Origin of the sequence: Enterobacter sp. 03-F-07-AD-ECC, from assembly GCF_047530935.1 — a bacterium.
In the GTDB taxonomy this organism is placed as follows: domain Bacteria; phylum Pseudomonadota; class Gammaproteobacteria; order Enterobacterales; family Enterobacteriaceae; genus Enterobacter; species Enterobacter cloacae.
The window spans coordinates 1-25,502 of record NZ_JBLKBZ010000007.1 but is presented as its reverse complement, the minus strand read 5'-3'; the positions used below and the strand labels follow the sequence as shown (position 1 = coordinate 25,502).

Genomic DNA, 25,502 nt, shown 5'->3' with positions numbered 1-25,502 from the left:
CAGTACGACATTGCTCACATTGCTTCCAGTATTTTTGCCCACGCTTTAGTGGGCATTTTTTTGCCCGCTTAAACGGCGATAAAGGCATAGCGGTTGCGTCCTGCGCGTTTTGCCTGATAGAGCGCCTGGTCAGCCGCAATAATAATGTTCTGCTGGCTGCCTGCAATGTCAACGGCACGTGCGGTTGACACCCCGACGCTGACCGTTACCCGTCCAAAGGGGCTAAAGGCATGCTCAATATGCAGTGAAAATACATTGCGGATGATCGTCTGGGCCAGGCGGATGGCTTCCTGAATATCGGCGTCTGGCAGGATCAGCGCAAACTCTTCGCCGCCATAACGCGCCACAAGCTGGTTGTTGCGGGTGAGGCTCTCTCTGAGGCTATTCCCCAGTAGGGTAAGGCATCGGTCTCCTTCTGGGTGACCGTAGTTATCATTGTATTTTTTGAAATAATCGACATCGACAATGAGGATAGAAATTGGCGTGTCGTTATCCGCACACGTGGCGATTTCAGACAGAATTTTTTCATCAAACGTGCGGCGGTTGAAAAGCCCCGTCAGCGCATCTTCAGAGGCTATTATCTTGAGCTCTTTGTTATCTCTGGTTTTTCTGGACAGACCCGAATAGAGGAAATAAGACGCGACGATAAGCGCCACGGTAAAAATAAGAATGAGTACGGCGAGCTGAATGGCCTGCTTACGCCAGGCTGCAAGTGCTTCTTCTTTACTCACTGCAACGGTGGTAACCAATCCGTAACGTTTGTTTTTCTCAAAAGCGAAAATGCGTTCGACTTTATCAAACCGCGAAACCGAGCTGGCAATCCCTGAATTTTGTACCTTCAGGTATTCTCTGAACAGGGGTGAGTCTGAAACAATCGCGCCAATGTAGTTATTTTTAAACGGATAACGAACCAGCAACACGCCGGATTGTGTCGTGAGGCCAATGACACCAGCATGGCCAATATTAATCTGCCCGTAGAGTGCCAGAAAATTTTCGATTCCAAGCGTCACCACGACAACGCCGTTAAAGTCTCCGGTCTGCGTTTCAAGCCGTCGACTGATCGTAATCACCCATTTCCCGTTCGTTCTGCTCACGACCGGCTGGCCAATAAAAATCTGCTGACTTTTATTTTCCTTGTGATAGATAAAAAACGATCTGTCAGCCCCTTTTCGCGGCCCGGAAAAACGTCCGTACAATGCCGTAAAGATGTCACCATTGACATCGTAAATAACCACATTGTTAATCTGGCTAAGAAGATTATCCTGATTTTCTATTATCCGCTGAATATTGGTCGCCTGTTCCGGGGTCATACCATAAATGTCGATCATGTCTGAAATGGTGGTGATCAGCATTTCGCTTTGACGCATGATCCCCTCAGTATAAACATCCAGGGTATGGCTCAGGTTAGCAACGCCGGTATTAATTTGCTGAATTGACTGCTGTCTGGACGTGGTAATTTGGACCGCAAGCGACAACGAGATGATCAACGAGACAATGATGACAGTAATGGTTGTTGTGTAAAAAGTATTTTTCACATGCACGAGCTTTTCCACCTTATCACGCCTGACATCCCTGGCTGACAACTCGTGTCACTGTAACAAAGGTCAGGATAAGAGGAAAATAAATTGCACTTAAGCGCACAATAAGAAGCGGTTATTATTTTGCTTCACTAAAATTTGCGTCAGGGTTATTACGGAGATCCCCTGGCGCCTGCCGCTCTCTCCCGTGAGTACCAGGCTTGTACCCTGCCCCGGCTGTGTTAAGATTCACCCCATCAGGGAGCTGACAGGATAACCGGAAAATGAAAAAAATCATTGCCGTTGCTATCGTATCAACGATTCTGGTCATTCTGTCTCTGTATGCGGTGAATGCGGTTATCATCAGCCAGCAGAAGGATAAACAGCGTGAGATCGCCCAGACGCTTTTGCACTATTCCGAAGGATTATCCGAAAGCATCGCGCTGGCCCTTAAAGAGGTAACAACCCGAGGCTGCAATCAAACCAGCCTTGATCGCTACAGAAAGCTAAAACTCGACAGCCCCTATTTTTCCGATATCGGTTTTGTTGAAAATGGGCAAGTCGTCTGTACTGCCTTTTGGGGTAAGCTCGCCACTCCAGTCCCTCTACCGACAGAACTCCATAAAACACCAAGAGGCTTTCTGTTAGCGCAGTTTTCGAGAAAAGATTTTTTCACTGGCAACGCGGCAATCTATAATAATGTGATTATTTTCACCTCGCGTTATGCCTACGATAAATTCACGCCGGTTACGGCAAACTATGCGCTGAGTACCACGACGAAAGATTTCGACCGAACATTTTTCTCGGTTAAGCCAGATGTCATAAAACACCACTGGCCAGATTCAGCGCTTTTTACCCTGATCCTGACGCAGTGCAGCACGCGATGGGACATATGCGTTACGGTGAAGCATTACGATGCGGGCCTGGCTTCGCTCCCCATTGTGGTGTTTATTCTTCTGACGACTATTCTGTGTTTTATCTGGACAGCAATCTCGTTGTTTTTCATGCGCATTTACGAAGATCGCTTCTCACTGGAGCGAACGCTGGTTAAGGCGGTAAAAAACAATTCTATCAGCGTTAACTACCAGCCGATTATACGTATCCAGGATAAAAGCATTGTCGGGATAGAAGTGCTGTCGAGATGGCGCGATTATCATCGCACCGATGTTTCTCCGGAACTGTTTATTCCTTTAATTAAGAAAATTGGGCTGTACCGACAGTATTATATTAATATTATTGAAAAATCGCTGTCTGAGATCGCACCGCTTGCCATTAAACATCAGCTGATGATTTCGCTGAACGTTGGGCGAACGGAGATTGAAGATGGACAGTTTATCCAGACGTTACGTCGTGAATGTGCATTTAATCACATCCCCCTGTCTTTGATAAAAGTGGAACTTTCAGAAAAAGCGGTATCCAGTGCAGATATTCTTGAAGGGTTTTGTCTGGAGCTGAAAAAACTTGGGGTGAGAATATCGATAGACGATTTCGGAGTGAAAAACTCAAACCTGGACCGACTCTCTCTGCTGGAATATGACGAAATCAAAATCGATAAGTCGCTGGTGGACGGTATCAATGAACATTATAAGCAGAATATTTTTGCTATTTTTTGCGATGCGCTTGCCAGGCTCAACAAAACGCTCGTTTTCGAAGGGGTGGAAAGTGAAACCCAGTTTCGTTTTATTGCGGACAGGTATCCTGACGCGCTGATCCAGGGGTGGTACTTCTCAAAATCACTGACACGCAGTGAACTGGCGAAGAAACTTACGATGAGAATGCCCTTGCGGGCTACTCGTTCCCCCACTGATTAAGGAAATTCGCAATATCATCGATGCGTGCCGTGCGGAGCCCCGCCTCACTGGCCATTTCCTGCTGGGCTTCCTCGCTGATTTCCTCGTTGTTCGTTAACCGCGTCAGCAGCAGCTGGAAATAGTACGCCAGCGCGTCATGCTCTGACTCACTGACTGGCTCAGCGGTTTCCGTCGAATACTCATCGACGATGTCATAATATTTAAGCGGAATATCGTTGTTCATAAACAGTCTCTCGTCTGTCATTTAGCGGGTGATGCACCGAGTATAGCGGACGCATTACGTTGACCAAAGTATTAGATAAGCAGCGCAAGTAAGGCAGCGAGAGCCGGCATAGCCTGAACATAGAGGATTTTTCGACTGGCAGTCGCTGCGCCAAAAATTCCGGCAAGTAGCACGCAGCTCAGGAAAAAGACGGTCACAGGGACACCGCGCTCTCCGAGCCAGAGTCCCCAGAGCAGACCCGCCGCCAGAAAACCGTTATACAGCCCTTGATTCGCAGCCAGTACGCGGGTGTCACGCGCAAAATCGGGCGTGAGATTGAAAGCCTTGTGCCCGGTTTTGGTGTTCCACAGGAACATCTCCAGCACCAGAATATAGAGATGGATTAACGCAACAATAATGATAAGTACAGTGGCTAACATGAGGCTGTCTCACACAGTCAGTGGCAAAATAAATGCCGTCCCATCGGACGGCATTTTGGTATTAACGAACCAGATGCAGGAAGTGCAGATGTTTTTCGTACTGGTCCAGTATGTCATTGATAAGCTGTTCCTGATTCCAGCCCATCACATCATAGTTCTGACCGCCCTCTTTCAGATACACTTCAGCGCGATAATAGCGGTGTTGCTCTGCCTGTTGCTCGTCATTATCCATAGCGGCAAGAGCAAAAGTTGGCGAATTATAGCCACGTAGCCTCACTTCATAAATAAAGTTCAGCTCATTGCCTAAATCAACTTCAAGCCGGAGACGATCGTCAGCCGCATCATTGATATGACTCAACGTCCCCTGCTTGTTCAGTTCTTCCTGAACCAACGTCATGGCAGGCTGGATAACGTCGTCCATAAACCGTTTCACCAGAGAACGTTTCGGCAGATAGGCAATATTGCGCAACCTTCTCTGCCACGGAATAGGGTTACGTGCGGCAGTCGGCGCAATCGTCGCCATGCTCAGACTTTCACGTTTGGTCAAATCCCGACGCAGGGCTTTTAACAGTCCGTATATTGAGATCAATAAGATCACGGAGAACGGTAATGCGCTCGCTATTGTCACGGTTTGCAGCGCGCTCAGCCCACCCGCAATCAGCAATGCAATGGCCACAATCCCCATGAGCGAGGCCCAGAAAATTCGCTGCCATACAGGCGTGTTAGCGACGCCACCCGATGCCAGCGTATCCACAACCATCGCCCCGGAGTCAGCCGAGGTTACAAAGAAGACAATGACCATCGCCATTGCAATAAATGACAACACTGAGGAAAACGGGAAATGTTCAAGGAAATTAAACAGGGCCAGCGCGACATCCTGCTGGACGGTATTTGCCAGATCTGTTGCTCCCTGATTCATGATGAGATAAATGGCGCTGTTACCAAACACCGTCATCCACATGAGGGTAAAACCTGCGGGAACAAACAGCACGCCCGTGACAAACTCACGAATTGTCCTGCCACGGGATACGCGCGCGATGAACATACCGACAAACGGCGACCAGGAAAGCCACCATCCCCAGTACAATAGCGTCCAGCCACCAAGCCAGTTGCTTGATTTCGGTTCGTAGGCGTAAAGGTTAAAGGTTTTACTCACTAATTCCGAAAGATAACCGCCGGTATTTTCGACAAAAGATTTCAGTAAAAGTACGGTTGGTCCAAGACACAGCACAAGCGCCAGAAGTAAAACAGCCAGACCCAGATTGAGTTCAGAGAGGATACGTATTCCCTTGTCCAGACCGGACACCACTGAAATCGTCGCTAACCCCGTGATGACCACAATCAGAATGACCTGCACCGTTTCATTGATGGGCACCCCAAAAAGATGGTTCAGACCGGCATTAACCTGCAAAACACCGTAACCCAGCGATGTGGCAACGCCAAAGACCGTCCCTATCACCGCAAAAATATCGACTGCATGGCCGACAGGACCATAGATGCGATCGCCGATGATGGGATAGAGTGCGGAACGCAGCGTTAATGGCAAACCGTGACGGTAGCTGAAGAATGCCAGAATCAGCGCCACTATGGCATAGATGGCCCATGCATGCAGTCCCCAGTGGAAGAACGTCAGGCGCATGGCTTCTTTCGCTGCGGCTACGGTTTCAGGGGTGCCGACGGGCGGAGAAAGGTAATGCATTACCGGTTCGGCAACGCCAAAGAACATCAGGCCAATCCCCATCCCTGCCGAAAACAGCATCGCAAACCAGGAATGGTAGCTGAAATCAGGCTGGGCATGATCCGGCCCCAGTTTGATATCACCGTAACGCGAAAGACCGAGGAAAGTAACACTCAGTAAAATCAGGGCGACAGCAAGAATGTAGAACCAGCTGGCATTGGTGAATATCTGTTGCTGCAGGAGTTTGAATTTTTTGTCGGCCAGATCCGGGAATACTGCGGCAAAGGCGACAAGAAGGAAAATTAACAAAGCAGATGTGAAGAATACCGCTTTGTTAATCTGGCTTGTAGACTTCTTTGGGATAGTATCATTTTCACTCATAATCAATTCATTCCATTATCGTAGACCGCCCCGGTTGAGAGGCGTTACCTCTCATAGGGTAGCAAAATTCAACACCCCAGGGGGACAATAATCTGAATGAATGTCAGGGTGGTATAAACTGTCCGGTGACGATCGCCGCGTTATCAATAAAGCCTGCGGGGTGGACATCGGGATTTACCGATTTGCAACGTGCCGGCAGCATGTACCAGATCCGCTAACGTACGAACCTGCATTTTATCCATCACCCTGCGTCGATGTACCTTCACCGTAATTTCTGTTATGCCCAGTTCCGATGCGATTTGTTTATTTTGCAAGCCATTAATTGCCAGCTCAAAAATCTGTTTCTCACGTCGCGTCAACGCTTGGTAATTTTTGCACAGTTCAAATAACCGTTGCTGTTCCAGAAAATGGTTTGTCGCGTCGATCAATACCTCATTCACCACGCGCAAAAGTTGTTCAGGTTCGACCGGTTTGGTCAAAAAATCCCGGGCGCCTGCTTTCATTGCCCGAACGCAGGAAGGGATTGAGCCGCTCTTCGTCAGAATGAGTACCGGTATAGCGCATCCACGCGCTTTGAGTGCATCCATCACGTCAAAGCCATTCATACGCGGAAGGTTTAATTCAAGGATTAAGCATGAAGGATGATCAACGATGGGAGAGGATAAAAATTCTTCGGCATTACTGAAGTCAAACGTCTGATAGCCCGCGGCTGTTAAGAACTGAACAACAAACGACCGATATGCATCATCATCATCGATAACATAAATAACCTCTTCCATATCAATTTCTCCTGATTAAATCTTTCAGGGACATAATACGAACAGTTGCGTCCATTCCCAAAGTATTTATGACTGCTAACGTCATGCCGGATATCTTTTCCACACCAACAGTAGGTAAAATCAAACAAGCCAACCATTCGTCAACCGTCAGGCTTATTGACTGCGAGTAGCATCAGGACAATCCGAAAAAAAACTGAACTTTCACAACATTCGCTTTCGAGTGTGAATCTGTCCGCGCCACACTTTTATATTCAGAGGACGACATGATATTGACGGATGGTCAGCCAATCATCAGCTCAGTCACGCCCTTGATAAGCCAACAATAGCCGCTCATTCGCAGCCAGAATTTGAAGGGTTCGTTGTCAAAAGCCGCTTTCTGAAACTTCCGGGGGACATCCCCATCATGGCGCTAAAAGCGCGCCGGAAAGCAGTTTCATCGCTATATCCGCAAATATTTGCGATCTGTGAAATAGTCTTTCCTGGGCTTTCAAGAAGCACAGATGCAGTTTCAATACGAACCCGCGTAATGAAGTCTTTCGGACTTTCCTGGATGAGCGTTTTCATTTTACGGTTCAGAGTGCGGGTCGTCATATTCAGAGCTGCAGCAAGTTGCTTTACCGTCATTGCAGGGTTCTGATAACGAAGCAGACTCTCTGCTTTAGTCAGTAGAGGATGTCTTGAGTTGAGAAAACCTGCGGGCGCATAAATTTGCTGTGACAAAGGCTGGCTGTCAGCAACGGCCATGTCAGCTGTCAATTTTGCCAGCTCATTACCAGCATGATTGCGTACGAGGTATATAACCAGATCGACCCATGAAAGCGGGCCGCCCGCGGTTATCACATTGTCTTGTTCTGCCAGGGTTTTTCCCCATATGGGTTTTGCAAGTGGATAGCGTTCAGCGAAAGTTGGATATAACCACCACGTAGTGGTGCAGACCCGTCCGTTGAGCAAACCCGCCTCTCCCAGCACAAAACCGCCCGCACATGCTGAGGCAATACAGCTTCCCTCTGAATATTTAACTTTCAACCACTCGGCCGCATTCGATACAGCTGCTTTGTCAGCCGGAAATCTTTGCTCATCCAACTGCATACCGCTGGCAATGATCAGCTCGAAGTTGTCAGGTTCATTAAATGAGCCATCACTTTCGATGATTCGTCCCTGAACGTCCCTGACGGGCTGCCCATCCGCGGTAATCGTCCTGACGTCAAAAAATGGATCAGCCCTGGATAGTTCAGGGCTCACTGTAGGGTTTAGCCTGATCACCTGATTCGCCAGCCAAAACATATCAGCCAGCCCTGCCAGCGCCGAACGCATGTTGCCCGGAAGCGCAAGTAACGCAACTCGCATTTTAACCCCAGTGCCGAAGAATGTCTTATTTCGCATGTTACCTGTCATTAATGACACTTCATACCCCCTGTCAGCATGATTACACTGCCTGAAACTGAGAAATACGGGAAATACAGTTATGCGTAAGCAAAATTTAATGTCGGTCGCGCTGCGAAAAGGAGTATTTGCTTTGTGTCTTTTATTTATGAGCAACCCGCCGCTTATGGCACAGGATTCGGGTGTAAAAAATATCGTGCTGGTTCACGGTGCCTTTGCTGACGGATCGAACTGGTCAGCCGTCATCGCTCTCCTGCAGGACCGGGGCTACCACGTTACTGCTGTTCAGAATCCCCTGACATCCTTACGAGAGGATGTGGCTGCAACAGAGCGTGTACTTGAGCGTCAAAATGGTAACGTACTGCTCGTTGGCCATTCATGGGCAGGGGCGGTGATCACCCAGGCTGGTAATGCGAATAACGTAAAGGGGCTCGTCTATTTGTCCGCCCTTGTTCCGGACAGCAATCAGTCTGTTTCTGACGCACTTGCGCACTTCAATGCCCCCATGAAAGGTATGGAAGCCGATAAAAACGGCCTCATCTGGCTTGATAAGCCACAGTTGTTTCATCAGGTTATGGCTAATGAGCTAAGCATGAAACAGAGCCTTCTGATTTCTGCGGTGCAACAGCCTATCGCCGCTGCCGCTTTTAACGAAAAAGTGAACGCGGCAGCCTGGAGAGAGAAACCCTCCTGGTATCTCATCACAGAAAACGATAACGCGCTGAACCCGTTAGTACAGGCAAATTTTGCCCGTGAAGCAGGCGCACATATCACACGAATTCACTCAGATCATCTATCCATGATTTCTCATCCCAAAGAGGTTGCAGCACTGATTGTAAATGCTGCGCAGAGTATTCACTGACCCTTACACAACAGGACGATATGCAATGAAAATTCTCCATCTTGATTCAAGTATCAATTATGAATTTTCAGTAACCCGACAGTTGTCGGCTGAAACAGTGAAACAACTGATGGCAACCAGTCAGGGGAATCAACTGACTTACCGGGATCTTGTAAAAGACGAAATCAGCCATCTCACCGGGGAAATCGCTGCAGAATTCAGGCCTGTTACCGGACGACCCGCAACTATAACGCGTCTGGACTCTGAGCGAGAATTATCAAATGCTCTGGTCTCTGAGTTTCTTGAAAGCGACGTGATTGTTATCGGAGCGCCAATGTACAACTTTTCTGTTCCCAGCCAATTAAAAGCCTGGATGGACAGAATCGCGCAGCCAGGGAAAACCTTCAGCTACACCCCAACAGGCCCTGTTGGTCTTGCGGGGGAAAAAAGAGTCATCATAGCCTCAGCCAGGGGTGGTTTTTATGCCGGTACGGCATTTGAAGAAATGGACTTTCAGGAGCAATTTCTGCGTAAGTTTCTGGGCTTCCTGGGCATTTCAAATGTTGTGTTTGTCCGGGCTGAAGGCGCATCTAAAGGGGAGGAAGTAAAGCTCAGAGAACTATCCCGTGCTTTCTCTTTAATACCACAAGCCATTAATACCGTTTCTGCCGCTAAGGAATAAACCATGTTGCACGCCGTCACGCTGACTTACCTGACACAACCTGATGCGATTTCTGATCATCTTGACGCACATAAACAATGGCTGCTGAGGGGGTTTGATGAAGGAGTGATTCTTTTTGCCGGCCCGCTCAGCAATGGTGCTGGCGGCTTCATTCTTTTTCAGGGGGATAACATCAGCAATATTCATAACTTTCTTCAGGATGACCCCTTTATAATTCATAACATTGCAGATGCCGAAGTAATGAGTATTGAGCCGGCGTTATGCGCGCTGGGATTCCCAAAAAAATGGGCGGAGAACGCTCGTTTCATCTGACCATTACTCACTGTAAAGCGTCCTGAAACCTATGAAATGAGTCTGTTTCATGTATTTCGAGGACGCTTTTATTTGTCATTAAACAGCGCGCCATTAAGAATAAATCTTAGAAGCATTTTTTATTTAGCTCAGTTTTGAGGCTGCCTTTTTTTAGCTTCCATCTGATTTTTTCATTCCAAATAACCTCCGAAAATACACATAAATAATTTTAAACATCTCGATGTGGACTGATAATATAAATCCCTGCATAAACAAATAGTTAATAACTGTCAGAGAAAAAACTTCAGTAATGATAACCGCTGATGCAGCACCAATCAATCCGAACCTGATAGAAAAGGAATAAGAAAGCACCAGACTTAAAACCAATATAAATATAGTCTTCCATAATAAAAACCTATACCCAGAAAACTTAATTATTATTTTTGATGAAGCCATACCAAGTGTAGACAATAATGTTGAGAAACATAACAAAATGCAGGGTGTTATTGACTCCTTATAGGATTCCCCGTATAGATAGAGAATTGCGAAGTTTACTAAAAATGTAATCACCAACATTACCGGAATCGACAACAAAATGATATTTAAATGTAACCTGGCACCTAATTTAATTATTTTTTGATTATTTTTCTCTCGAAATACAGATGGAAGACAAGACGTCAACAACGATAATAAAATGAAACTCCAACTCGTTGCAATGCTTTGAGAAACTGAATAAATACCGACATCATGATTACCATATAAAAAAGAGATTATAAGCACATTCAACCTTGGATAGATTGATGAAATGATTGAAGGAATAACAAGAATGCTTCCCGCATAACTCAGATGGAATAATCTTTTTTTTAGTACACTATACTTAATTGTTACCATCCTTTTATATTGTTTTCTAAATACATATGATTTTAGAAAATAAGGAATGGCACTTATTATTATTAGAGGCAATCCAAAATAGATAATCGGCACTTGATATCTAACCATTAATGCCCTGGCTACTAAGCCGAAAATAAGGCCAACTACGTTTGCAATAGCATTAATTCTTGAGTTCAGTAGTGACTCGTTAAAAATTGTGTAAGTATCAATAGTATAAAAATAATACGCCAAACAGATTGACAGCACTAATGTCATACCTGTTAAATCCATTCTCATATTTAAAAAAATTATGCAAATACTTGCCAAAAAGATAAATATTATACTTCTCAACACAAATACAGGCATCATTAATTGTATGCCGCCAATCAAGTTTGTGCTTATCCTTTTATAGAATATACTATCGCTGCCAAACACCCCTACAACCTGAACAATTTGAAAAATGGCAGTTGCAATTGCTATTTGCCCAATTACCACAGGCCCCAGGTATTTAGCCACCAAAGCATTTATAAAGAAAAGGCCCACTACGCCGATTGTTTTTTCTGCAATCATCCACAAGAAATTTTTTTGAGTTTTGCTTAACACTTACTCAACCTCATTTAAATATTCATTTCTCTTCATCATCTTTATAAAGCAAATCTATAAATTGAGTTACATCCATACTTTTTTTATTCAACCGAATAAAATAAAAAACAGCTACTATTAGTATCAATAAAGCTATGCATAACAATAGAAACAACATATCGAGTCCCCGTGTTAATACTCAGCCCAACTTAAAAAAGAGATGATTTTTTAAGTGCCAAGCATCAATCCATATAGAATTAATGAGTTGTTTTGCGCAATACCGATAAAAAGTAAATAGTCGTATATCATTCCTATATAGAAATAAATTTCCATATAAATGATTAACTCTAAAAATCACGCTCAAATAACATAAAGCCATCTTCGAATCGACTATTAACAATGATAGGTTGATAAAATCTTAAGAACTCAGCACTTACTTTTGATGATCTGGCCTATAAAAATTAAATTATGTATAATTACACAAACATATATTTAAATTTAAACTTGCCATCTTCTAAAAAGGTTATATGATTACCTAACATCAAACTTTAAGAATGAAAATAGTAGCTGAGGCTTCACACCATGTTTAACCATATCTTAGAGATTGTTGAAGGATCTAACAAGTTTATGCGCATTTATGCGTCAAATGGACAACGAATAAACTTCATGCTTAATAATAAACCACATGTATACTTTCTCACTGAAGGTAGAGTAGACATTTATAGAAAAGCAGACGATATTTTAATTTTCACTGTATATGCGCCTTATATTCTAGGGATAATCTTTATGTTCGAAAAGGATGATTACCATTACTTTCGAGCTTCAACGGATGCAACTTTCACAGCAATTTCAACTGTGGAATTGGATTGTTTGGCTGATAGTAATAACTTGTGGAAACATTTTTTCTTAATGACTTGTGAAATCACTTTAAACTTTTTCAAAAGAGACCAGAGATTTTCATCAAAAAATGCCTACGATATTATAAAAAACAATTTAGAAGCCATATGGGAATTACCAGAGAATGAAAGATCTCAAATTTCAGTATTCAAGTTCATTTTGTCCAGAAGCTCAATTTCTCGTAGTTCCTTAAATAAAGTTTTAAAAGATTTGAATGATGGTGGATATATTAACATTCACAGAGGAAAGCTTCTAAACATCAAAAACTTACCATTAAAATATTAATCATTTAGGAGGCAGAAATATCTTTCGCCATAATGGTGTTGTTTCTGATGCAATTCTTTTGTTTTCATTGATGCGATAATTAGCATAAAAACAATAAATTGAAAATGGAATCAATACCATTATCGTTAAAATAGATATTATGTTATACGTGTTCATACAACCCTTCTTTTGTTGCCAAAGCATACATATACAATTCATGCCTATTCTTCAGGTTTAATTTTTGCAAAATATTACGCCTATGAGAGCTGATTGTCTTTTTTGTTATGTTAAGCATAATAGCAATTTTGTCATCTGTTGCTCCCTCAGAAAATAAAGTTAACAGCAGGGTCTCTTTCGATGATAACTTTTTAAAATAAAGTGCATTGTGAAAATAATCTTGATTTGTTAAATCATTAAAACACTCTATATATTTATCCAAATCATAATTACATGGCAAAATTAACGTTTTTTCCGGTCTATATTTTGAAACTGCGTAACAATGTAAGAAATTATCTGTAATGATGATATCTTGAGTATGATACTTATGATAAAAAATAAGAGCTGGAAGCTTAGCGGTTTGCTCAACGTTATATGTGTAAGATTCAAATACTTTAGAATCGTAAATGAGTTCCCTGATGCCGTAATATAAAAAATAGTTATCAGTAATAACATATATTCTTATTATTTTTTTTGATATCATTTCATTCACCTTGAAAGTCAGAACAAATATCCTATCCCAATGATGAAAGTATCTATTTCTTTGTTATCAACAAGACCCAATTCATATCCTGTATTTAATTGAATATTGTTTGTTAAATTGTAAAACAAACCAGTACCAAAAGCTGCCCCATAAATCTCATGACTTTGATCAGGTTTCATTTTTGAACCACAAGAAATACCTGCAAGTCCATAAAAATTTATATCTTGTGTGATATTAATAGCGAGCCCCGGCATAATTGATGCGTATTTGTTTTTCAAATAAGAGTTCCCGGAACCGCTGGTATTCTGTATATAAGTACCTGATGCGACCAGTGCAAAATTACCCATATCGTGTTTAAATATCACATTCATGCCATGCATCTTTTCGGCCCCACTCTCTTTGCCTGCAGCATAATTTATAGACATTGAATTACTGGCAAATACTGGCATGGTAAAAGCTCCAAAAAAAACAAAAGCAGCTGCTAGATTAAATTTATGCATAGTTCCTCCAATAATTTCTCTTAAATATACAGAGATAAAATTGTGTTACCAGCATATAAATACACATGCAAAAGTTTTAATTGCACAACAAAATGTTTATTTTTATATATTGACTAAGGCTACTGACACGAACCAGTCATTCCTGGATAAAGTATTTTAAGGAAATGAAATTCGGGATTGTTTATTTTTGATACATGAGGAAGTAAAATGCGCATACAGTTGATATATTTACAGTAGAGAATATACCCTACCGTAAATTGTTGTGGCAGATACAGAGAGAACTGGAAATAACATCTGCTTAAGAAAGGGTTTTGATAAGCTATTGATAACCATCCGAAAAATAATAATAAAAACGGGAACCAATCGGCTCCCGTTGTTGTATAACCCAGCTAATAGATTACATATTCGCGATAATCGCGTCACCAAACTCTGAACATTTCAGCAGTTTAGCGCCTTCCATCAGACGTTCGAAGTCATAGGTTACGGTTTTCGCGTTAATCGCGCCTTCCATACCTTTGACGATCAGGTCTGCGGCTTCGAACCATTCCATATGACGCAGCATCATCTCTGCGGACAGGATGATAGAGCCTGGGTTCACTTTGTCCTGGCCTGCGTATTTTGGTGCAGTACCGTGGGTTGCTTCGAACAGGGCGCATTCGTCACCGATGTTCGCGCCTGGGGCGATACCGATACCGCCAACCTGTGCAGCCAGGGCGTCGGAGATGTAGTCACCGTTCAGGTTCATACAGGCGATCACGTCGTATTCCGCTGGACGCAGCAGGATCTGCTGCAGGAACGCATCGGCGATAACATCTTTAATGATGATCTCTTTGCCGGTGTTCGGGTTCTTGATCTTCTGCCATGGGCCGCCGTCGATCAGCTCACCGCCGAACTCTTCTTGCGCCAACTGGTAACCCCAGTCTTTGAACGCGCCTTCGGTGAACTTCATGATGTTGCCTTTGTGAACCAGGGTCACAGAGTCACGGTCGTTGGTGATCGCGTATTCAATTGCCGCGCGCACCAGACGTTTGGTCCCTTCTTCGGAGCACGGCTTGATGCCGATACCGCAATGCTCAGGGAAGCGAATTTTCTTCACGCCCATCTCTTCGCGCAGGAATTTAATCACTTTTTCTGCGTCAGCAGAGTCAGCTTTCCATTCGATACCCGCGTAGATGTCTTCTGAGTTTTCGCGGAAGATAACCATATCGGTCAGCTCAGGGTGCTTAACCGGGCTTGGGGTGCCCTGATAGTAACGAACCGGACGCAGACACACGTACAGGTCCAGCTCCTGACGCAGTGCCACGTTCAGGGAACGGATACCGCCACCAACTGGCGTTGTCAGTGGGCCTTTGATAGCAACGCGGTAGTCGCGGATCAGGTCCAGCGTTTCTGCTGGCAGCCAAACGTCCTGGCCATAAACTTGAGTAGATTTTTCACCGGTGTAAATTTCCATCCAGGAAATTTTACGCTCGCCTTTGTAGGCTTTCTCAACAGCGGCATCAACCACTTTCAGCATTGCCGGGGTAACGTCTACACCGATACCATCACCTTCGATGAATGGAATGATCGGATTGTGAGGAACGTTAATCTTGCCGTTTTGCAGGGTGATCTTTTTACCTTCCGCCGGAACAACTACTTTGCTTTCCATTAACCTCTCCTTCGAGCGCTTCTGGTTGTTACTGATCTTATGTTAATAAATTGTAATGAGCCCTTCGATAGTACCTGATTGTCCTGCGCCATGAAAGGTCTTCGTTATTAGGCTATAATGCGGCAATTGATAACGCCTGAAAATACCATGAAGAAAACTTCTTTTACAAAACACCGGGTTGAGCGATTCAGCTCACGACAAGCCGCCAGAAGACCGCAAGAAAGCCAGCCAAAGCGGGTTATTTTGTTCAATAAACCCTACGATGTGTTGCCGCAGTTTACCGACGAAGCCGGGCGCAGCACGTTAAAGGATTACATTCCTGTTCAGGGCGTTTATGCCGCGGGTCGTCTGGACCGCGATAGCGAAGGTCTGCTGGTCTTAACCAACGACGGAGCCCTACAGGCAAAACTCACGCAGCCCGGAAAACGCACCGGCAAAATTTACTTTGTGCAGGTGGAAGGTGAGCCGGATGAAGAGGCGCTCGCCGCACTCCGCAACGGCGTGACGTTAAACGATGGCCCCACCCTGCCCGCAGGTATTGAACGTGTGAATGAACCGGAGTGGCTGTGGCCGCGCAACCCGCCCATTCGCGAGCGCAAATCTATTCCCACCAGCTGGCTCAAAATCACCCTTTATGAAGGCCGCAACCGTCAGGTTCGGCGCATGACCGCCCACGTGGGCTTCCCTACCCTGCGCCTGATTCGCTATGCCATGGGCAGTTACACCCTGGATTCCCTGGCTAACGGTGAATGGCGGGACGTTGCCCCTTAAGGAGTCAATATGTTTAAACCTCATGTCACGGTCGCCTGTGTGGTTCACGCGCAGGGGAAATTCCTGGTTGTAGAAGAGAGCATTAACGGCAAAGCGCTGTGGAATCAGCCAGCCGGGCATCTGGAAGCCAATGAAACCTTATTACAGGCCGCAAAACGTGAACTCTGGGAAGAGACGGGCATCCGCGCGGAGCCTCAGCACTTCATTCGTATGCATCAGTGGATTGCGCCTGATAAAACGCCCTTCCTGCGTTTTTTATTTGCCGTCGAGCTTAGCGAAACGTGCGCCACTGAGCCGCACGACGACGATATCGATCGCTGCCTGTGGGTCACCGCCGACGAGATCCTGAACGCGCCAAACCTGCGCTCGCCGCTGGTTGCCGAAAGCATTCGCTGCTGGCAGTCAGGCGCACGCTTGCCGCTGGAGGTCATCGCAGAATTTAACTGGCCGTTTACAGAGGGTGTCAATGGTGGGGGGGCGTGATAGAATACGCCGCCTTGAAGTTCAATGTCGTGAGTATTCCATGTCAGATAACAGCCAGAAAAAAGTGATCGTCGGCATGTCCGGCGGTGTCGATTCCTCCGTTTCCGCCTACCTGTTGCAACAACAGGGCTATAAGGTGGAGGGCCTGTTCATGAAGAACTGGGAGGAAGATGATGGCGAGGAATATTGCACTGCCGCTGCGGATCTCGCCGATGCGCAGGCTGTGTGCGACAAGCTCGGCATTGAACTGCACACCGTTAACTTTGCCGCAGAATACTGGGATAACGTGTTTGAGCTTTTCCTGGAAGAGTACAAAGCGGGCCGTACCCCAAACCCGGATATTCTGTGCAACAAAGAGATCAAATTTAAAGCCTTCCTCGAATTCGCGGCGGAAGATCTGGGCGCAGACTATATTGCGACCGGTCACTACGTGCGTCGCGCCGATGTGAACGGCAAAAGCCAGCTGCTGCGCGGTCTGGACGGTAATAAAGATCAGAGCTATTTCCTTTATACGCTAAGCCATGAACAGATTGCACAAAGCCTGTTCCCGGTTGGCGAGCTGGAAAAGCCAGAAGTCCGTAAAATCGCTGAAGAGCTGGATCTGATCACCGCGAAGAAAAAAGACTCCACCGGTATCTGCTTTATTGGCGAGCGCAAATTCCGCGATTTCCTTGGTCGCTACCTGCCTGCGCAGCCGGGCAAAATTGTCACCGTCGATGGCGACGAAATTGGCCAGCATCAGGGGTTGATGTACCACACCCTCGGCCAGCGTAAAGGCCTGGGTATCGGCGGTACCAAAGACGGTAGCGAAGATCCGTGGTACGTGGTCGACAAAGATGTCGAAAACAATATTCTGATCGTCGCTCAGGGGCACGACCATCCGCGTCTGATGTCCGTTGGCCTGATCGCGCAACAGTTGCACTGGGTCGACCGTGAACCGCTCAAAGGTACCCTGCGCTGCACGGTAAAAACACGCTACCGTCAGACGGATATCCCCTGCACCATTACCGCGCTGGATGACGATCGCATTGACGTGCGTTTTGACGAGCCAGTTGCAGCCGTCACGCCGGGCCAGTCCGCCGTCTTCTACAGCGGTGATATCTGCCTGGGTGGTGGGATCATAGAACAGCGCCTGCCGCTGCCGGCCGTTTAACCCGATAGCACACATAAAGGAGAACGTGTGGCGAAGAACTATTATGACATCACCCTGGCACTGGCAGGAATTTGCCAGTCAGCCCGTCTGGTGCAACAGCTGGCGCATCAGGGTCATTGTGACGCCGACGCGCTGCACGTTTCGCTCAACAGCGTTATCAATCTCAACCCCGGTTCAACCCTGGGTGTCTTCGGTGGCAGCGAAACCAATCTTCGTCTCGGTCTTGAAACCTTGCTTGGCGTGCTTAATGCCAGCAGCCGTCAGGGATTAAACGCGGAGCTTACCCGTTATACGTTAAGCCTGATGGTGCTGGAACGTAAACTCAGCGCAGCGAAAGGCGCGCTGAATACGCTGGGTGACCGCATTGCCGGCTTGCAGCGTCAGCTCGACCATTTTGATCTGCAGTCTGAAACGCTGTTGAGCGCCATGGCCGGTATTTATGTTGATGTTATCAGTCCGCTGGGCCCGCGTATCCAGGTCACCGGTTCACCTGCCGTACTGCAAAGCCCGCAGGTCCAGGCAAAAGTACGCGCCTCGCTGCTGGCCGGTATCCGTGCCGCCGTGCTGTGGCATCAGGTTGGCGGTGGCCGCCTGCAGTTAATGTTTTCTCGTAATCGCCTGACGACTCAGGCAAAACAAATTCTTGCTCATTGTTAACCTCCCGGAGTTGCGAATTATGGAATTATCCTCACTGACCGCCGTATCCCCTGTCGATGGACGCTACGGCGATAAAGTCAGCGCGCTGCGCGGGATCTTCAGCGAATATGGCCTGCTGAAGTTCCGTGTTCAGGTTGAAGTACGCTGGCTGCAAAAGCTGGCCGCCCAGGCAGCAATCAAGGAAGTTCCTGCTTTTGACGCCCAGGCAAACGATTACCTTGATAAAATCGTTGCTGACTTCAATGAAGAAGATGCTGCACGCATCAAGACCATTGAACGTACCACCAACCACGACGTAAAGGCGGTTGAGTACTTCCTGAAAGAGAAAGTGGCAAGCGTTCCGGCGCTGCACGCGGTGTCTGAATTCATTCACTTCGCCTGTACTTCTGAAGACATCAATAACCTGTCTCACGCATTGATGCTCTCTACCGCGCGCAAAGACGTGGTTCTGCCTTACTGGCGTAAAATCATTGACGCGGTGAAAGCGTTGTCCGTGGAATACCGCGACATTCCTCTGCTCTCCCGTACCCACGGTCAGCCCGCTACGCCATCCACGATGGGTAAAGAGATGGCTAACGTGGCATACCGTATGGAGCGTCAGTATCGTCAGCTGGAACAGATTGAGATCCTCGGTAAAATCAATGGCGCGGTAGGTAACTACAACGCCCATATCGCCGCTTACCCGGAAGTGGACTGGCATCAGTTCAGTGAAGAGTTCGTGACCTCCCTGGGAATTCAGTGGAACCCGTACACCACTCAGATTGAGCCGCACGACTATATCGCCGAGCTGTTCGACTGTATCGCCCGCTTCAACACCATTCTGATCGACTTCGACCGTGACGTGTGGGGTTATATCGCGCTGAACCACTTCAAGCAGAAGACCATCGCCGGTGAAATCGGCTCTTCAACCATGCCGCACAAAGTGAACCCGATTGACTTCGAAAACTCCGAAGGCAACCTGGGTCTGGCCAACGCCGTGTTGCAGCATATGGCGAGCAAACTGCCGGTTTCCCGCTGGCAGCGCGACCTGACCGACTCCACCGTGCTGCGTAACCTGGGCGTGGGGATTGGCTATGCGCTGATCGCCTATCAGTCCACCCTGAAAGGGGTGAGCAAGCTGGAAGTGAACCGCGATCGTCTGCTGGACGAGCTCGACCACAACTGGGAAGTGCTGGCCGAACCGATCCAGACCGTAATGCGTCGTTACGGCATCGAAAAACCGTATGAAAAACTGAAAGAGCTGACCCGCGGTAAACGTGTCGATGCGGAAGGTATGAAACAGTTTATCGATAGCCTCGCATTGCCGGAAGCGGAGAAAACCCGCCTGAAAGAGATGACACCAGCGAATTACATTGGCCGCGCCATCACCATGGTCGACGAGCTGAAGTAATCTCCCCCGCCCCCTTTTCGCCCGAAAAGGGGGCTGCTTTTTCCCCGGTTTACTCAATGTTTATCCCCACAACAACATAATCAGCGTTAAACTATTCATACTATTAATTCTGGGAGAAAGATGATGCGCGTACTGGTTGTTGAGGATAACGCATTGCTACGTCATCACCTGAAGGTTCAGCTTCAGGAGATGGGACATCAGGTGGATGATGCGGAAGATGCAAAAGAAGCCGATTATTATCTCAATGAACACCTGCCGGATATCGCCATCGTTGATCTCGGGTTACCTGACGAAGACGGACTGTCATTGATTCGCCGCTGGCGCAGCCACGATGTCTCCCTTCCTGTCCTGGTGCTGACCGCGCGTGAAGGCTGGCAGGACAAAGTGGAAGTGCTCAGTGCCGGTGCCGATGATTACGTCACCAAACCGTTTCATATTGAAGAAGTGGCGGCACGCATGCAGGCCCTGTTACGCCGCAACAGCGGGCTCGCCTCCCAGGTGATTTCCCTTCCACCTTTCCAGGTGGATCTCTCCCGTCGGGAATTCTCAATCAACAATGAAGTCATCAAACTGACGGCCTTCGAATACACCATCATGGAAACGCTAATCCGTAACAACGGTAAAGTGGTGAGCAAAGACTCCTTAATGCTCCAGCTTTACCCGGATGCCGAACTGCGTGAGAGTCACACCATTGATGTGCTGATGGGCCGTTTGCGTAAGAAGATTCAGGCGCAGTATCCGCATGATGTGATCACAACCGTGCGCGGTCAGGGCTACCTGTTCGAATTACGCTAAATGAAACGACTAATGCGGCATATTATGCCCCTTTCACTGCGGGTTCGCTTTTTGCTGGCTACAGCCGCCGTTGTGCTGGTGCTGTCGCTTTCTTACGGCATGGTGGCGCTGGTTGGTTACAGCGTCAGTTTTGATAAAACGACCTTTCGTCTGCTGCGCGGTGAGAGCAACCTGTTTTATACCCTCGCAAAGTGGGAAAACAACCAGATCAGCGTTGAAATGCCGGAGAATCTTAACCAGCAGAGTCCCACGCTGGCGCTGATTTACAATGAAAAAGGGAAACTGCTGTGGGCACAGCGTGATGTTCCCTGGCTGGTGAAAAGCATCCGCCCGGAATGGCTGAAAACCAACGGATTTCATGAAATTGAAGCCGATCTGAATACCACCAGCAGCCTGCTGCGCGAAGATCGCTCTCTGCAAAAAAAGCTGAATGAGATCCGCGCCGATGACGCCGAAACAGAAATGACCCACTCCGTCGCCATCAATCTCTATCCCGCCACGCCTGACATGCCGCAGCTGACCATCGTAGTGGTGGATACCATCCCCGTCGAGCTTAAACGCTCTTATCGGGTCTGGGGCTGGTTCGTCTACGTGCTGGCTGCCAATCTGCTGCTGGTCATACCGCTGCTGTGGATTGCTGCCTGGTGGAGTTTGCGCCCGATTGAATCGCTGGCGAAAGAGGTTCGCGAGCTGGAGGAGCATCATCGCGAGAAGCTTAATCCTGAGACAACGCGTGAGCTAACAAGTCTGGTGCGTAACCTTAACCGCCTGCTGAAAAGTGAACGCGAGCGCTACGATAAATACCGCACCACGTTGACTGACCTCACTCACAGCCTGAAGACCCCGCTGGCCGTCATGCAAAGCACCCTGCGATCCATGCGCAGCTCCAGAATGAGCGTCGATGATGCCGAGCCGGTGATGCTTGAGCAGATCAGTCGTATTTCGCAGCAAATTGGCTACTATCTTCATCGCGCCAGCATGCGTTCCGGCAGCGCCCTGCTGAGCCGGGAGCTGCACCCCGTGGCACCACTGCTGGATAACCTGACCTCTGCGCTGAATAAGGTGTATCAGCGTAAAGGGGTGAACATCAGTCTCGATATCTCTCCTGAAATCAGTTTCGTCGGCGAAAAGAATGATTTCATGGAGGTGATGGGTAACCTGCTCGATAACGCCTGTAAATATTGTCTGGAGTTCGTGGAGGTTTCCGCCCGTCAGACGGACAACGAGCTGCACATCATTGTTGAGGACGATGGCCCGGGGATCCCGCGAAACAAACGTGACGTGGTATTTGATCGCGGTCAGCGTGCGGATACATTGCGTCCCGGTCAGGGGGTGGGGTTGTCCGTCGCACGCGAGATTGTCGACCAGTACGACGGCAAAATCGAAACCGGTGAAAGTTTACTTGGCGGTGCCAGAATGGAAGTGATTTTTGGCCGTCAGCAGCCCACATCGAACGATAGTTAGCCCGTTATGTGAAAAATGCGCGGATCTCGCACCCAGGCTTCTGCGCTTCCGTTATAATCCGACTCAGTAAGAGCCTGCGGAATAAAAAAATATGGATTATCACTTAGCACTGAACTGGCCCGAGTTTATTGAACGCTACTGGCAGAAACGCCCGGTAGTTCTTAAGCGCGGGTTCAGCAATTTTGTCGACCCTATCTCGCCTGATGAACTGGCTGGCCTGGCCATGGAAAACGAAGTCGACAGCCGCCTGGTGAGCCACCAGGATGGAAAATGGCAGGTCAGCCATGGTCCTTTCGAAAGCTACGATCACCTCGGTGAAAATAACTGGTCATTACTGGTGCAGGCGGTCAACCACTGGCACGAGCCGACGGCAGCCTTAATGCGCCCGTTCCGCGCCCTGCCCGACTGGCGAATGGACGATCTGATGATCTCCTTCTCCGTGCCAGGGGGCGGCGTTGGCCCGCATCTGGATCAGTACGATGTGTTTATCATTCAGGGGACCGGCCGCCGCCGCTGGCGCGTGGGTGAAAAAGTGCCGATGAAACAGCACTGCCCGCATCCTGACCTGCTTCAGGTGGATCCGTTTGACGGGATCATCGACGAAGAGCTGGAGCCGGGAGATATTCTTTATATTCCGCCTGGATTCCCGCATGAAGGCTACTCGCTGGAAAACTCCCTCAATTATTCTGTCGGATTCCGCGCGCCAAGTGGTCGTGAGATGATCAGCGGTTTTGCCGATTACGTTCTGCAACGCGAGCTGGGCAGCCATCGCTACAGCGATCCGGATGTGCCTTCCCGCGAGCATCCGGCAGACATTCTGCCAGCAGAACTGGATAAGCTGCGCGGCATGATGCTGGATCTGATCAACGAGCCGGAACATTTCAGACAGTGGTTTGGTGAGTTTATCAGCCAGTCACGTCACGAGCTGGATGTGGCGCCTCCGGAGCCGCCGTACCAGGCCGACGAGATTTATGATGCGCTGCAGCAGGGTGACAAGCTGGTTCGCCTGGGTGGGTTACGCGTGCTGCGCATCGGTGAAGATGTCTTCGTCAACGGCGAGAAGCTGGATTCTCCGCATCGCCCGGCGCTGGAAGCCATCGCCAGCCATCTGGTACTGACTGCCGATACCTTTGGCGACGCCCTGGAAGATCCCTCTTTCCTCGCCATGCTTGCCGCGCTGGTCAACAGCGGGTATTGGTTCTTTGAGGACTGAGTTGTAATGTATTGCCGGGTGGCGCTGCGCTTACCCGGCGTTTTTACTTCCACTCCCCCGCCGCAAAATCCACATTCTCCGCGGCCCAATCCGCCGGATACAACCCTTCCCGTACATCCCGATGAAACGTTGAAAACGGCCAGTCGACAACCTTACCAACGTACCCATGTTTCACCGGGTTGAGGTAGATGTAATCCATATGTCGGCGGTAATCATTGTCGTTGCGGATGGTATGTTCCCAGAAACGTGCCTGCCAGATGTGGCGCATTTCAATGTTTCGTGAGAACGTTTTTTTGATGTCACGCCAGCGCCCGGAAAAATCGCTGTCACCTTCCGGCAAGGTCCAGATACAGTGCATATGTTCAGGAAGGATCACCCAGCCATTAATCGTAAAGGGCTTTGATCGTTTCACCGATGAGGTGGCCTGGCGGAGGATATCAATATGGCGGGTAAGTAAATCGCTCTGTCGGTTTTGCAGGTTAACGGTAAAAAACCAGGTGCCGCCGGGGACGTAATGGCGACGGTAGTTTGACATGGGCACTCCTTGCCTTTATGCCCGGTGGCGCTGCGCTTACCGGGCCTACGATCCGAATGTAGGCCGGGTAAGGCGAAGCCGCCACCCGGCTTAATGTGGCTAACGCTTCGCGGTTAACTCCGCAATCCGCACAATCACCTTCACCGCTTTCTCCATTCCTTCCAGCGTCACAAACTCATGCTTACCATGATAGTTGTATCCCCCGGTAAAGAGATTCGGGCACGGCAATCCCATGAAGGACAGTTGCGAACCGTCGGTGCCGCCGCGAATCGGCTTCAGCACCGGTTCAATATCGCAGTCGCGCATGGCCTGCTGGGCGATATCCAGGATATGCGGATGCTCCATAACCTTCTCGCGCATATTGTAGTAGCTGTCTTCAATAATCAGCTCAATATAGCAGTCCGGGTGTAGCCCCTTACCCACCTTCTTCGCGATTTCCATCATCTTACGCTTGCGTGCTTCGAACGCTTTACGGTCAAAGTCACGCACGATGTAGTGCATCTGCGCGCTGTCCACCGTGCCTTTGATGCTGGTCAGGTGATAAAAACCTTCATAACCTTCGGTCTGCTCCGGGCTCTCATTCGCCGGGACTTCCGCATGAATACGGGACGCCAGCGACAGCGCATTCACCATCACGCCTTTGGCGGAGCCTGGATGCACATTATTACCCACAATTTTGATGGTCACGGACGCGGCATTGAAGTTTTCAAATTCCAGTTCGCCCACGCCACCGCCGTCCACGGTATAGGCCCACTGCGCGTTAAAGGCCTCGACATCAAAATGTTTCGCCCCCTTGCCCACCTCTTCATCCGGCGTAAAGGCCACACGGATATCACCGTGCGGAATATTTTTTCCTTTCAGCACCGCCAGTGCCGTCATGATCTCCGCGATACCCGCTTTGTCATCCGCCCCCAGCAGCGTTTTGCCATCCGTGGTGATCAGCGTCTGCCTAAGCAGCTGGTGCAGCACCGGGAACATCACCGGCGAAAGCACTTCGTCACCTATTCCCAGCGCAATGTCACCGCCACGGTAGTTTTCCACAATCTGCGGATTAACATGTTTACCGCTAAAATCCGGAGAGGTGTCGACATGGGAGATAAAGCCAATCGCCGGAATATCGCCGGGGACATTGGCAGGCAGCGTTCCCATCACAGTGCCTTTTTCGCTCAGGGTGACATTGACCAGCCCCATGGCCTCAAGCTGCTCTTTGAGCAGGTTTAATAACTTCCACTGGCCTTCGGTGCTTGGCACCTGGCGGACACCCGGTTTAGATTGGGTATCCAGCGAAACGTACTGTAAAAAACGCTCAAGTAATTTATCCATGCAGTCACCCTCACTTTTTGTGACAACATTATCAATAAGCATCAAAACGCAAATATTGCGTCAGGTCACTTTTATCCCGCAAACGAGAATATTTAATGAGATGGTCACTCCCTCCTTCCCGGTACTATGCTGAGGACAGGCTTTCATTCGGAGAACTATCATGGAAAACATTGCGCTCATTGGTATCGATCTGGGTAAAAACTCTTTCCATATTCATTGCCAGGATCGTCGCGGGAAGGCTGTTTACCGTAA

The 25,502-nt window shown here is 48.0% G+C and carries 26 protein-coding genes; 14 read left to right on the top strand and 12 right to left on the bottom strand.

Annotated elements, in window-relative coordinates:
• Positions 1–68: 68 nt before the first annotated feature.
• A complete protein-coding gene (locus tag ACMWKA_RS12585; RefSeq protein ID WP_414760301.1) occupies positions 69–1,553 on the bottom strand; it encodes a diguanylate cyclase in 1,485 nt (494 codons plus the stop codon).
• A gap of 248 nt (positions 1,554–1,801) precedes the next feature.
• Between ACMWKA_RS12585 and ACMWKA_RS12580 the strand changes: the two genes are divergently transcribed.
• Positions 1,802–3,328: an EAL domain-containing protein gene (locus ACMWKA_RS12580; RefSeq protein ID WP_414760300.1), complete on the top strand. Its 1,527-nt coding sequence runs from the start codon at positions 1,802–1,804 to the stop codon at positions 3,326–3,328.
• Here the strand turns inward: ACMWKA_RS12580 and ACMWKA_RS12575 are convergent.
• The 5 genes from ACMWKA_RS12575 to ACMWKA_RS12555 form a co-directional block, all read right to left on the bottom strand.
• Positions 3,306–3,551 (bottom strand): YmjA family protein, encoded by a 246-nt coding sequence (locus tag ACMWKA_RS12575; protein WP_414760299.1) that lies wholly within the window; start codon positions 3,549–3,551, stop codon positions 3,306–3,308. The genes ACMWKA_RS12580 and ACMWKA_RS12575 overlap by 23 nt on opposite strands.
• A 71-nt stretch (positions 3,552–3,622) precedes the next feature.
• On the bottom strand, positions 3,623–3,970 hold the full coding sequence (locus ACMWKA_RS12570) for a DUF1304 domain-containing protein (RefSeq protein WP_013097074.1): 348 nt from the start codon (positions 3,968–3,970) through the stop codon (positions 3,623–3,625).
• Between the two features lie 61 nt (positions 3,971–4,031).
• Positions 4,032–6,029: a BCCT family transporter gene (locus ACMWKA_RS12565; protein WP_038979854.1), complete on the bottom strand. Its 1,998-nt coding sequence runs from the start codon at positions 6,027–6,029 to the stop codon at positions 4,032–4,034.
• 143 nt (positions 6,030–6,172) lie between these two features.
• Positions 6,173–6,808 (bottom strand): response regulator transcription factor, encoded by a 636-nt coding sequence (locus tag ACMWKA_RS12560; protein WP_029881986.1) that lies wholly within the window; start codon positions 6,806–6,808, stop codon positions 6,173–6,175.
• 330 nt (positions 6,809–7,138) lie between these two features.
• The gene (locus ACMWKA_RS12555) at positions 7,139–8,203 is read right to left on the bottom strand and encodes a GlxA family transcriptional regulator (RefSeq protein ID WP_032618368.1); all 1,065 of its coding nucleotides are present in this window, start codon (positions 8,201–8,203) and stop codon (positions 7,139–7,141) included.
• Between the two features lie 70 nt (positions 8,204–8,273).
• On the opposite strand from ACMWKA_RS12555, the gene ACMWKA_RS12550 reads away from it, so the two are divergent.
• Genes ACMWKA_RS12550 through ACMWKA_RS12540 form a run of 3 tightly spaced genes read left to right on the top strand, consistent with a single transcriptional unit; the run spans position 8,274 to position 10,026 of the window.
• Positions 8,274–9,053 carry an alpha/beta hydrolase gene (locus ACMWKA_RS12550; RefSeq protein WP_029881984.1) on the top strand — a complete coding sequence of 260 codons (780 nt, stop codon included), beginning with the start codon at positions 8,274–8,276 and terminating at the stop codon, positions 9,051–9,053.
• 25 nt (positions 9,054–9,078) lie between these two features.
• Positions 9,079–9,714 (top strand): FMN-dependent NADH-azoreductase, encoded by a 636-nt coding sequence (locus ACMWKA_RS12545; protein ID WP_029881983.1) that lies wholly within the window; start codon positions 9,079–9,081, stop codon positions 9,712–9,714.
• Positions 9,715–9,717: 3 nt separating this feature from the next.
• Positions 9,718–10,026, top strand: coding sequence for a YciI family protein (locus tag ACMWKA_RS12540; protein WP_029881982.1), 309 nt, complete (start codon positions 9,718–9,720; stop codon positions 10,024–10,026).
• Between the two features lie 150 nt (positions 10,027–10,176).
• Here ACMWKA_RS12540 and ACMWKA_RS12535 read toward each other — a convergent pair whose 3' ends face one another.
• The gene (locus ACMWKA_RS12535) at positions 10,177–11,478 is read right to left on the bottom strand and encodes an oligosaccharide flippase family protein (protein WP_230202352.1); all 1,302 of its coding nucleotides are present in this window, start codon (positions 11,476–11,478) and stop codon (positions 10,177–10,179) included.
• A 561-nt stretch (positions 11,479–12,039) separates the two neighbouring features.
• Between ACMWKA_RS12535 and ACMWKA_RS12530 the strand changes: the two genes are divergently transcribed.
• Complete coding sequence (locus ACMWKA_RS12530; RefSeq protein ID WP_029881980.1) at positions 12,040–12,639, top strand: helix-turn-helix domain-containing protein; 600 nt, start codon at positions 12,040–12,042, stop codon at positions 12,637–12,639.
• 142 nt (positions 12,640–12,781) lie between these two features.
• On the opposite strand, the gene ACMWKA_RS12525 is transcribed toward ACMWKA_RS12530, so the two are convergent.
• The 3 genes from ACMWKA_RS12525 to icd all read right to left on the bottom strand — a co-directional run bounded on the left by ACMWKA_RS12525 (position 12,782) and on the right by icd (position 15,466).
• Positions 12,782–13,318, bottom strand: a complete 537-nt coding sequence (locus ACMWKA_RS12525; protein ID WP_029881979.1) for a helix-turn-helix transcriptional regulator — start codon at positions 13,316–13,318, stop codon at positions 12,782–12,784.
• A gap of 17 nt (positions 13,319–13,335) precedes the next feature.
• Positions 13,336–13,818: a hypothetical protein gene (locus ACMWKA_RS12520; RefSeq protein WP_062729823.1), complete on the bottom strand. Its 483-nt coding sequence runs from the start codon at positions 13,816–13,818 to the stop codon at positions 13,336–13,338.
• Between the two features lie 397 nt (positions 13,819–14,215).
• Entirely contained in the window at positions 14,216–15,466 is a 1,251-nt protein-coding gene (gene icd, locus ACMWKA_RS12515) for an NADP-dependent isocitrate dehydrogenase (protein WP_013097077.1), read from the bottom strand.
• 117 nt (positions 15,467–15,583) lie between these two features.
• On the opposite strand from icd, the gene rluE reads away from it, so the two are divergent.
• The 8 genes from rluE (at position 15,584) to ACMWKA_RS12475 (ending at position 23,392) form a co-directional block, all read left to right on the top strand.
• Positions 15,584–16,237: a 23S rRNA pseudouridine(2457) synthase RluE gene (gene rluE / locus ACMWKA_RS12510; protein WP_029881977.1), complete on the top strand. Its 654-nt coding sequence runs from the start codon at positions 15,584–15,586 to the stop codon at positions 16,235–16,237.
• A gap of 9 nt (positions 16,238–16,246) precedes the next feature.
• Complete coding sequence (locus ACMWKA_RS12505; protein WP_029881976.1) at positions 16,247–16,720, top strand: NUDIX hydrolase; 474 nt, start codon at positions 16,247–16,249, stop codon at positions 16,718–16,720.
• A 40-nt stretch (positions 16,721–16,760) separates the two neighbouring features.
• A complete protein-coding gene (mnmA, locus tag ACMWKA_RS12500) occupies positions 16,761–17,873 on the top strand; it encodes a tRNA 2-thiouridine(34) synthase MnmA (RefSeq protein WP_013097080.1) in 1,113 nt (370 codons plus the stop codon).
• Between the two features lie 27 nt (positions 17,874–17,900).
• Positions 17,901–18,530: a high frequency lysogenization protein HflD gene (gene hflD / locus ACMWKA_RS12495; protein ID WP_414760298.1), complete on the top strand. Its 630-nt coding sequence runs from the start codon at positions 17,901–17,903 to the stop codon at positions 18,528–18,530.
• 19 nt (positions 18,531–18,549) lie between these two features.
• The gene (gene purB, locus ACMWKA_RS12490; protein WP_048971508.1) at positions 18,550–19,920 is read left to right on the top strand and encodes an adenylosuccinate lyase; all 1,371 of its coding nucleotides are present in this window, start codon (positions 18,550–18,552) and stop codon (positions 19,918–19,920) included.
• 123 nt (positions 19,921–20,043) lie between these two features.
• Positions 20,044–20,715, top strand: a complete 672-nt coding sequence (gene phoP, locus ACMWKA_RS12485) for a two-component system response regulator PhoP (RefSeq protein ID WP_013097083.1) — start codon at positions 20,044–20,046, stop codon at positions 20,713–20,715.
• Positions 20,716–22,179, top strand: coding sequence for a two-component system sensor histidine kinase PhoQ (gene phoQ / locus ACMWKA_RS12480; RefSeq protein WP_029881973.1), 1,464 nt, complete (start codon positions 20,716–20,718; stop codon positions 22,177–22,179). It abuts the gene before it with no gap.
• 91 nt (positions 22,180–22,270) lie between these two features.
• Positions 22,271–23,392, top strand: a complete 1,122-nt coding sequence (locus tag ACMWKA_RS12475) for a cupin domain-containing protein (protein WP_014831472.1) — start codon at positions 22,271–22,273, stop codon at positions 23,390–23,392.
• A 43-nt stretch (positions 23,393–23,435) separates the two neighbouring features.
• On the opposite strand, the gene ACMWKA_RS12470 is transcribed toward ACMWKA_RS12475, so the two are convergent.
• Entirely contained in the window at positions 23,436–23,927 is a 492-nt protein-coding gene (locus ACMWKA_RS12470) for an REP-associated tyrosine transposase (RefSeq protein ID WP_094084117.1), read from the bottom strand.
• 99 nt (positions 23,928–24,026) lie between these two features.
• Positions 24,027–25,250, bottom strand: a complete 1,224-nt coding sequence (gene pepT / locus ACMWKA_RS12465) for a peptidase T (RefSeq protein ID WP_414760297.1) — start codon at positions 25,248–25,250, stop codon at positions 24,027–24,029.
• Positions 25,251–25,410: 160 nt separating this feature from the next.
• On the opposite strand from pepT, the gene ACMWKA_RS12460 reads away from it, so the two are divergent.
• Positions 25,411–25,502, top strand: a 92-nt coding sequence (locus ACMWKA_RS12460) for an IS110 family transposase (RefSeq protein WP_071957402.1), incomplete at its 3' end; no start/stop codon positions are given.

Excerpts from the sequence above, each read along its gene's own strand:
- purB (WP_048971508.1), top strand. The coding sequence starts at position 18,550 with ATGGAATTATCCTCACTGACCGCCGTATCCCCTGTCGATGGACGCTAC.
- ACMWKA_RS12525 (WP_029881979.1), bottom strand. The coding sequence starts at position 13,318 with ATGATATCAAAAAAAATAATAAGAATATATGTTATTACTGATAACTAT.
- ACMWKA_RS12580 (WP_414760300.1), top strand. The coding sequence starts at position 1,802 with ATGAAAAAAATCATTGCCGTTGCTATCGTATCAACGATTCTGGTCATT.
- ACMWKA_RS12505 (WP_029881976.1), top strand. The coding sequence starts at position 16,247 with ATGTTTAAACCTCATGTCACGGTCGCCTGTGTGGTTCACGCGCAGGGG.
- ACMWKA_RS12540 (WP_029881982.1), top strand. The coding sequence starts at position 9,718 with ATGTTGCACGCCGTCACGCTGACTTACCTGACACAACCTGATGCGATT.
- ACMWKA_RS12545 (WP_029881983.1), top strand. The coding sequence starts at position 9,079 with ATGAAAATTCTCCATCTTGATTCAAGTATCAATTATGAATTTTCAGTA.
- icd (WP_013097077.1), bottom strand. The coding sequence starts at position 15,466 with ATGGAAAGCAAAGTAGTTGTTCCGGCGGAAGGTAAAAAGATCACCCTG.
- ACMWKA_RS12550 (WP_029881984.1), top strand. The coding sequence starts at position 8,274 with ATGCGTAAGCAAAATTTAATGTCGGTCGCGCTGCGAAAAGGAGTATTT.
- ACMWKA_RS12520 (WP_062729823.1), bottom strand. The coding sequence starts at position 13,818 with ATGCATAAATTTAATCTAGCAGCTGCTTTTGTTTTTTTTGGAGCTTTT.
- phoQ (WP_029881973.1), top strand. The coding sequence starts at position 20,716 with ATGAAACGACTAATGCGGCATATTATGCCCCTTTCACTGCGGGTTCGC.
- mnmA (WP_013097080.1), top strand. The coding sequence starts at position 16,761 with ATGTCAGATAACAGCCAGAAAAAAGTGATCGTCGGCATGTCCGGCGGT.
- ACMWKA_RS12470 (WP_094084117.1), bottom strand. The coding sequence starts at position 23,927 with ATGTCAAACTACCGTCGCCATTACGTCCCCGGCGGCACCTGGTTTTTT.
- ACMWKA_RS12565 (WP_038979854.1), bottom strand. The coding sequence starts at position 6,029 with ATGAGTGAAAATGATACTATCCCAAAGAAGTCTACAAGCCAGATTAAC.
- ACMWKA_RS12560 (WP_029881986.1), bottom strand. The coding sequence starts at position 6,808 with ATGGAAGAGGTTATTTATGTTATCGATGATGATGATGCATATCGGTCG.
- phoP (WP_013097083.1), top strand. The coding sequence starts at position 20,044 with ATGCGCGTACTGGTTGTTGAGGATAACGCATTGCTACGTCATCACCTG.
- ACMWKA_RS12530 (WP_029881980.1), top strand. The coding sequence starts at position 12,040 with ATGTTTAACCATATCTTAGAGATTGTTGAAGGATCTAACAAGTTTATG.
- ACMWKA_RS12475 (WP_014831472.1), top strand. The coding sequence starts at position 22,271 with ATGGATTATCACTTAGCACTGAACTGGCCCGAGTTTATTGAACGCTAC.
- rluE (WP_029881977.1), top strand. The coding sequence starts at position 15,584 with ATGCGGCAATTGATAACGCCTGAAAATACCATGAAGAAAACTTCTTTT.
- ACMWKA_RS12570 (WP_013097074.1), bottom strand. The coding sequence starts at position 3,970 with ATGTTAGCCACTGTACTTATCATTATTGTTGCGTTAATCCATCTCTAT.
- pepT (WP_414760297.1), bottom strand. The coding sequence starts at position 25,250 with ATGGATAAATTACTTGAGCGTTTTTTACAGTACGTTTCGCTGGATACC.
- ACMWKA_RS12575 (WP_414760299.1), bottom strand. The coding sequence starts at position 3,551 with ATGAACAACGATATTCCGCTTAAATATTATGACATCGTCGATGAGTAT.
- ACMWKA_RS12555 (WP_032618368.1), bottom strand. The coding sequence starts at position 8,203 with ATGACAGGTAACATGCGAAATAAGACATTCTTCGGCACTGGGGTTAAA.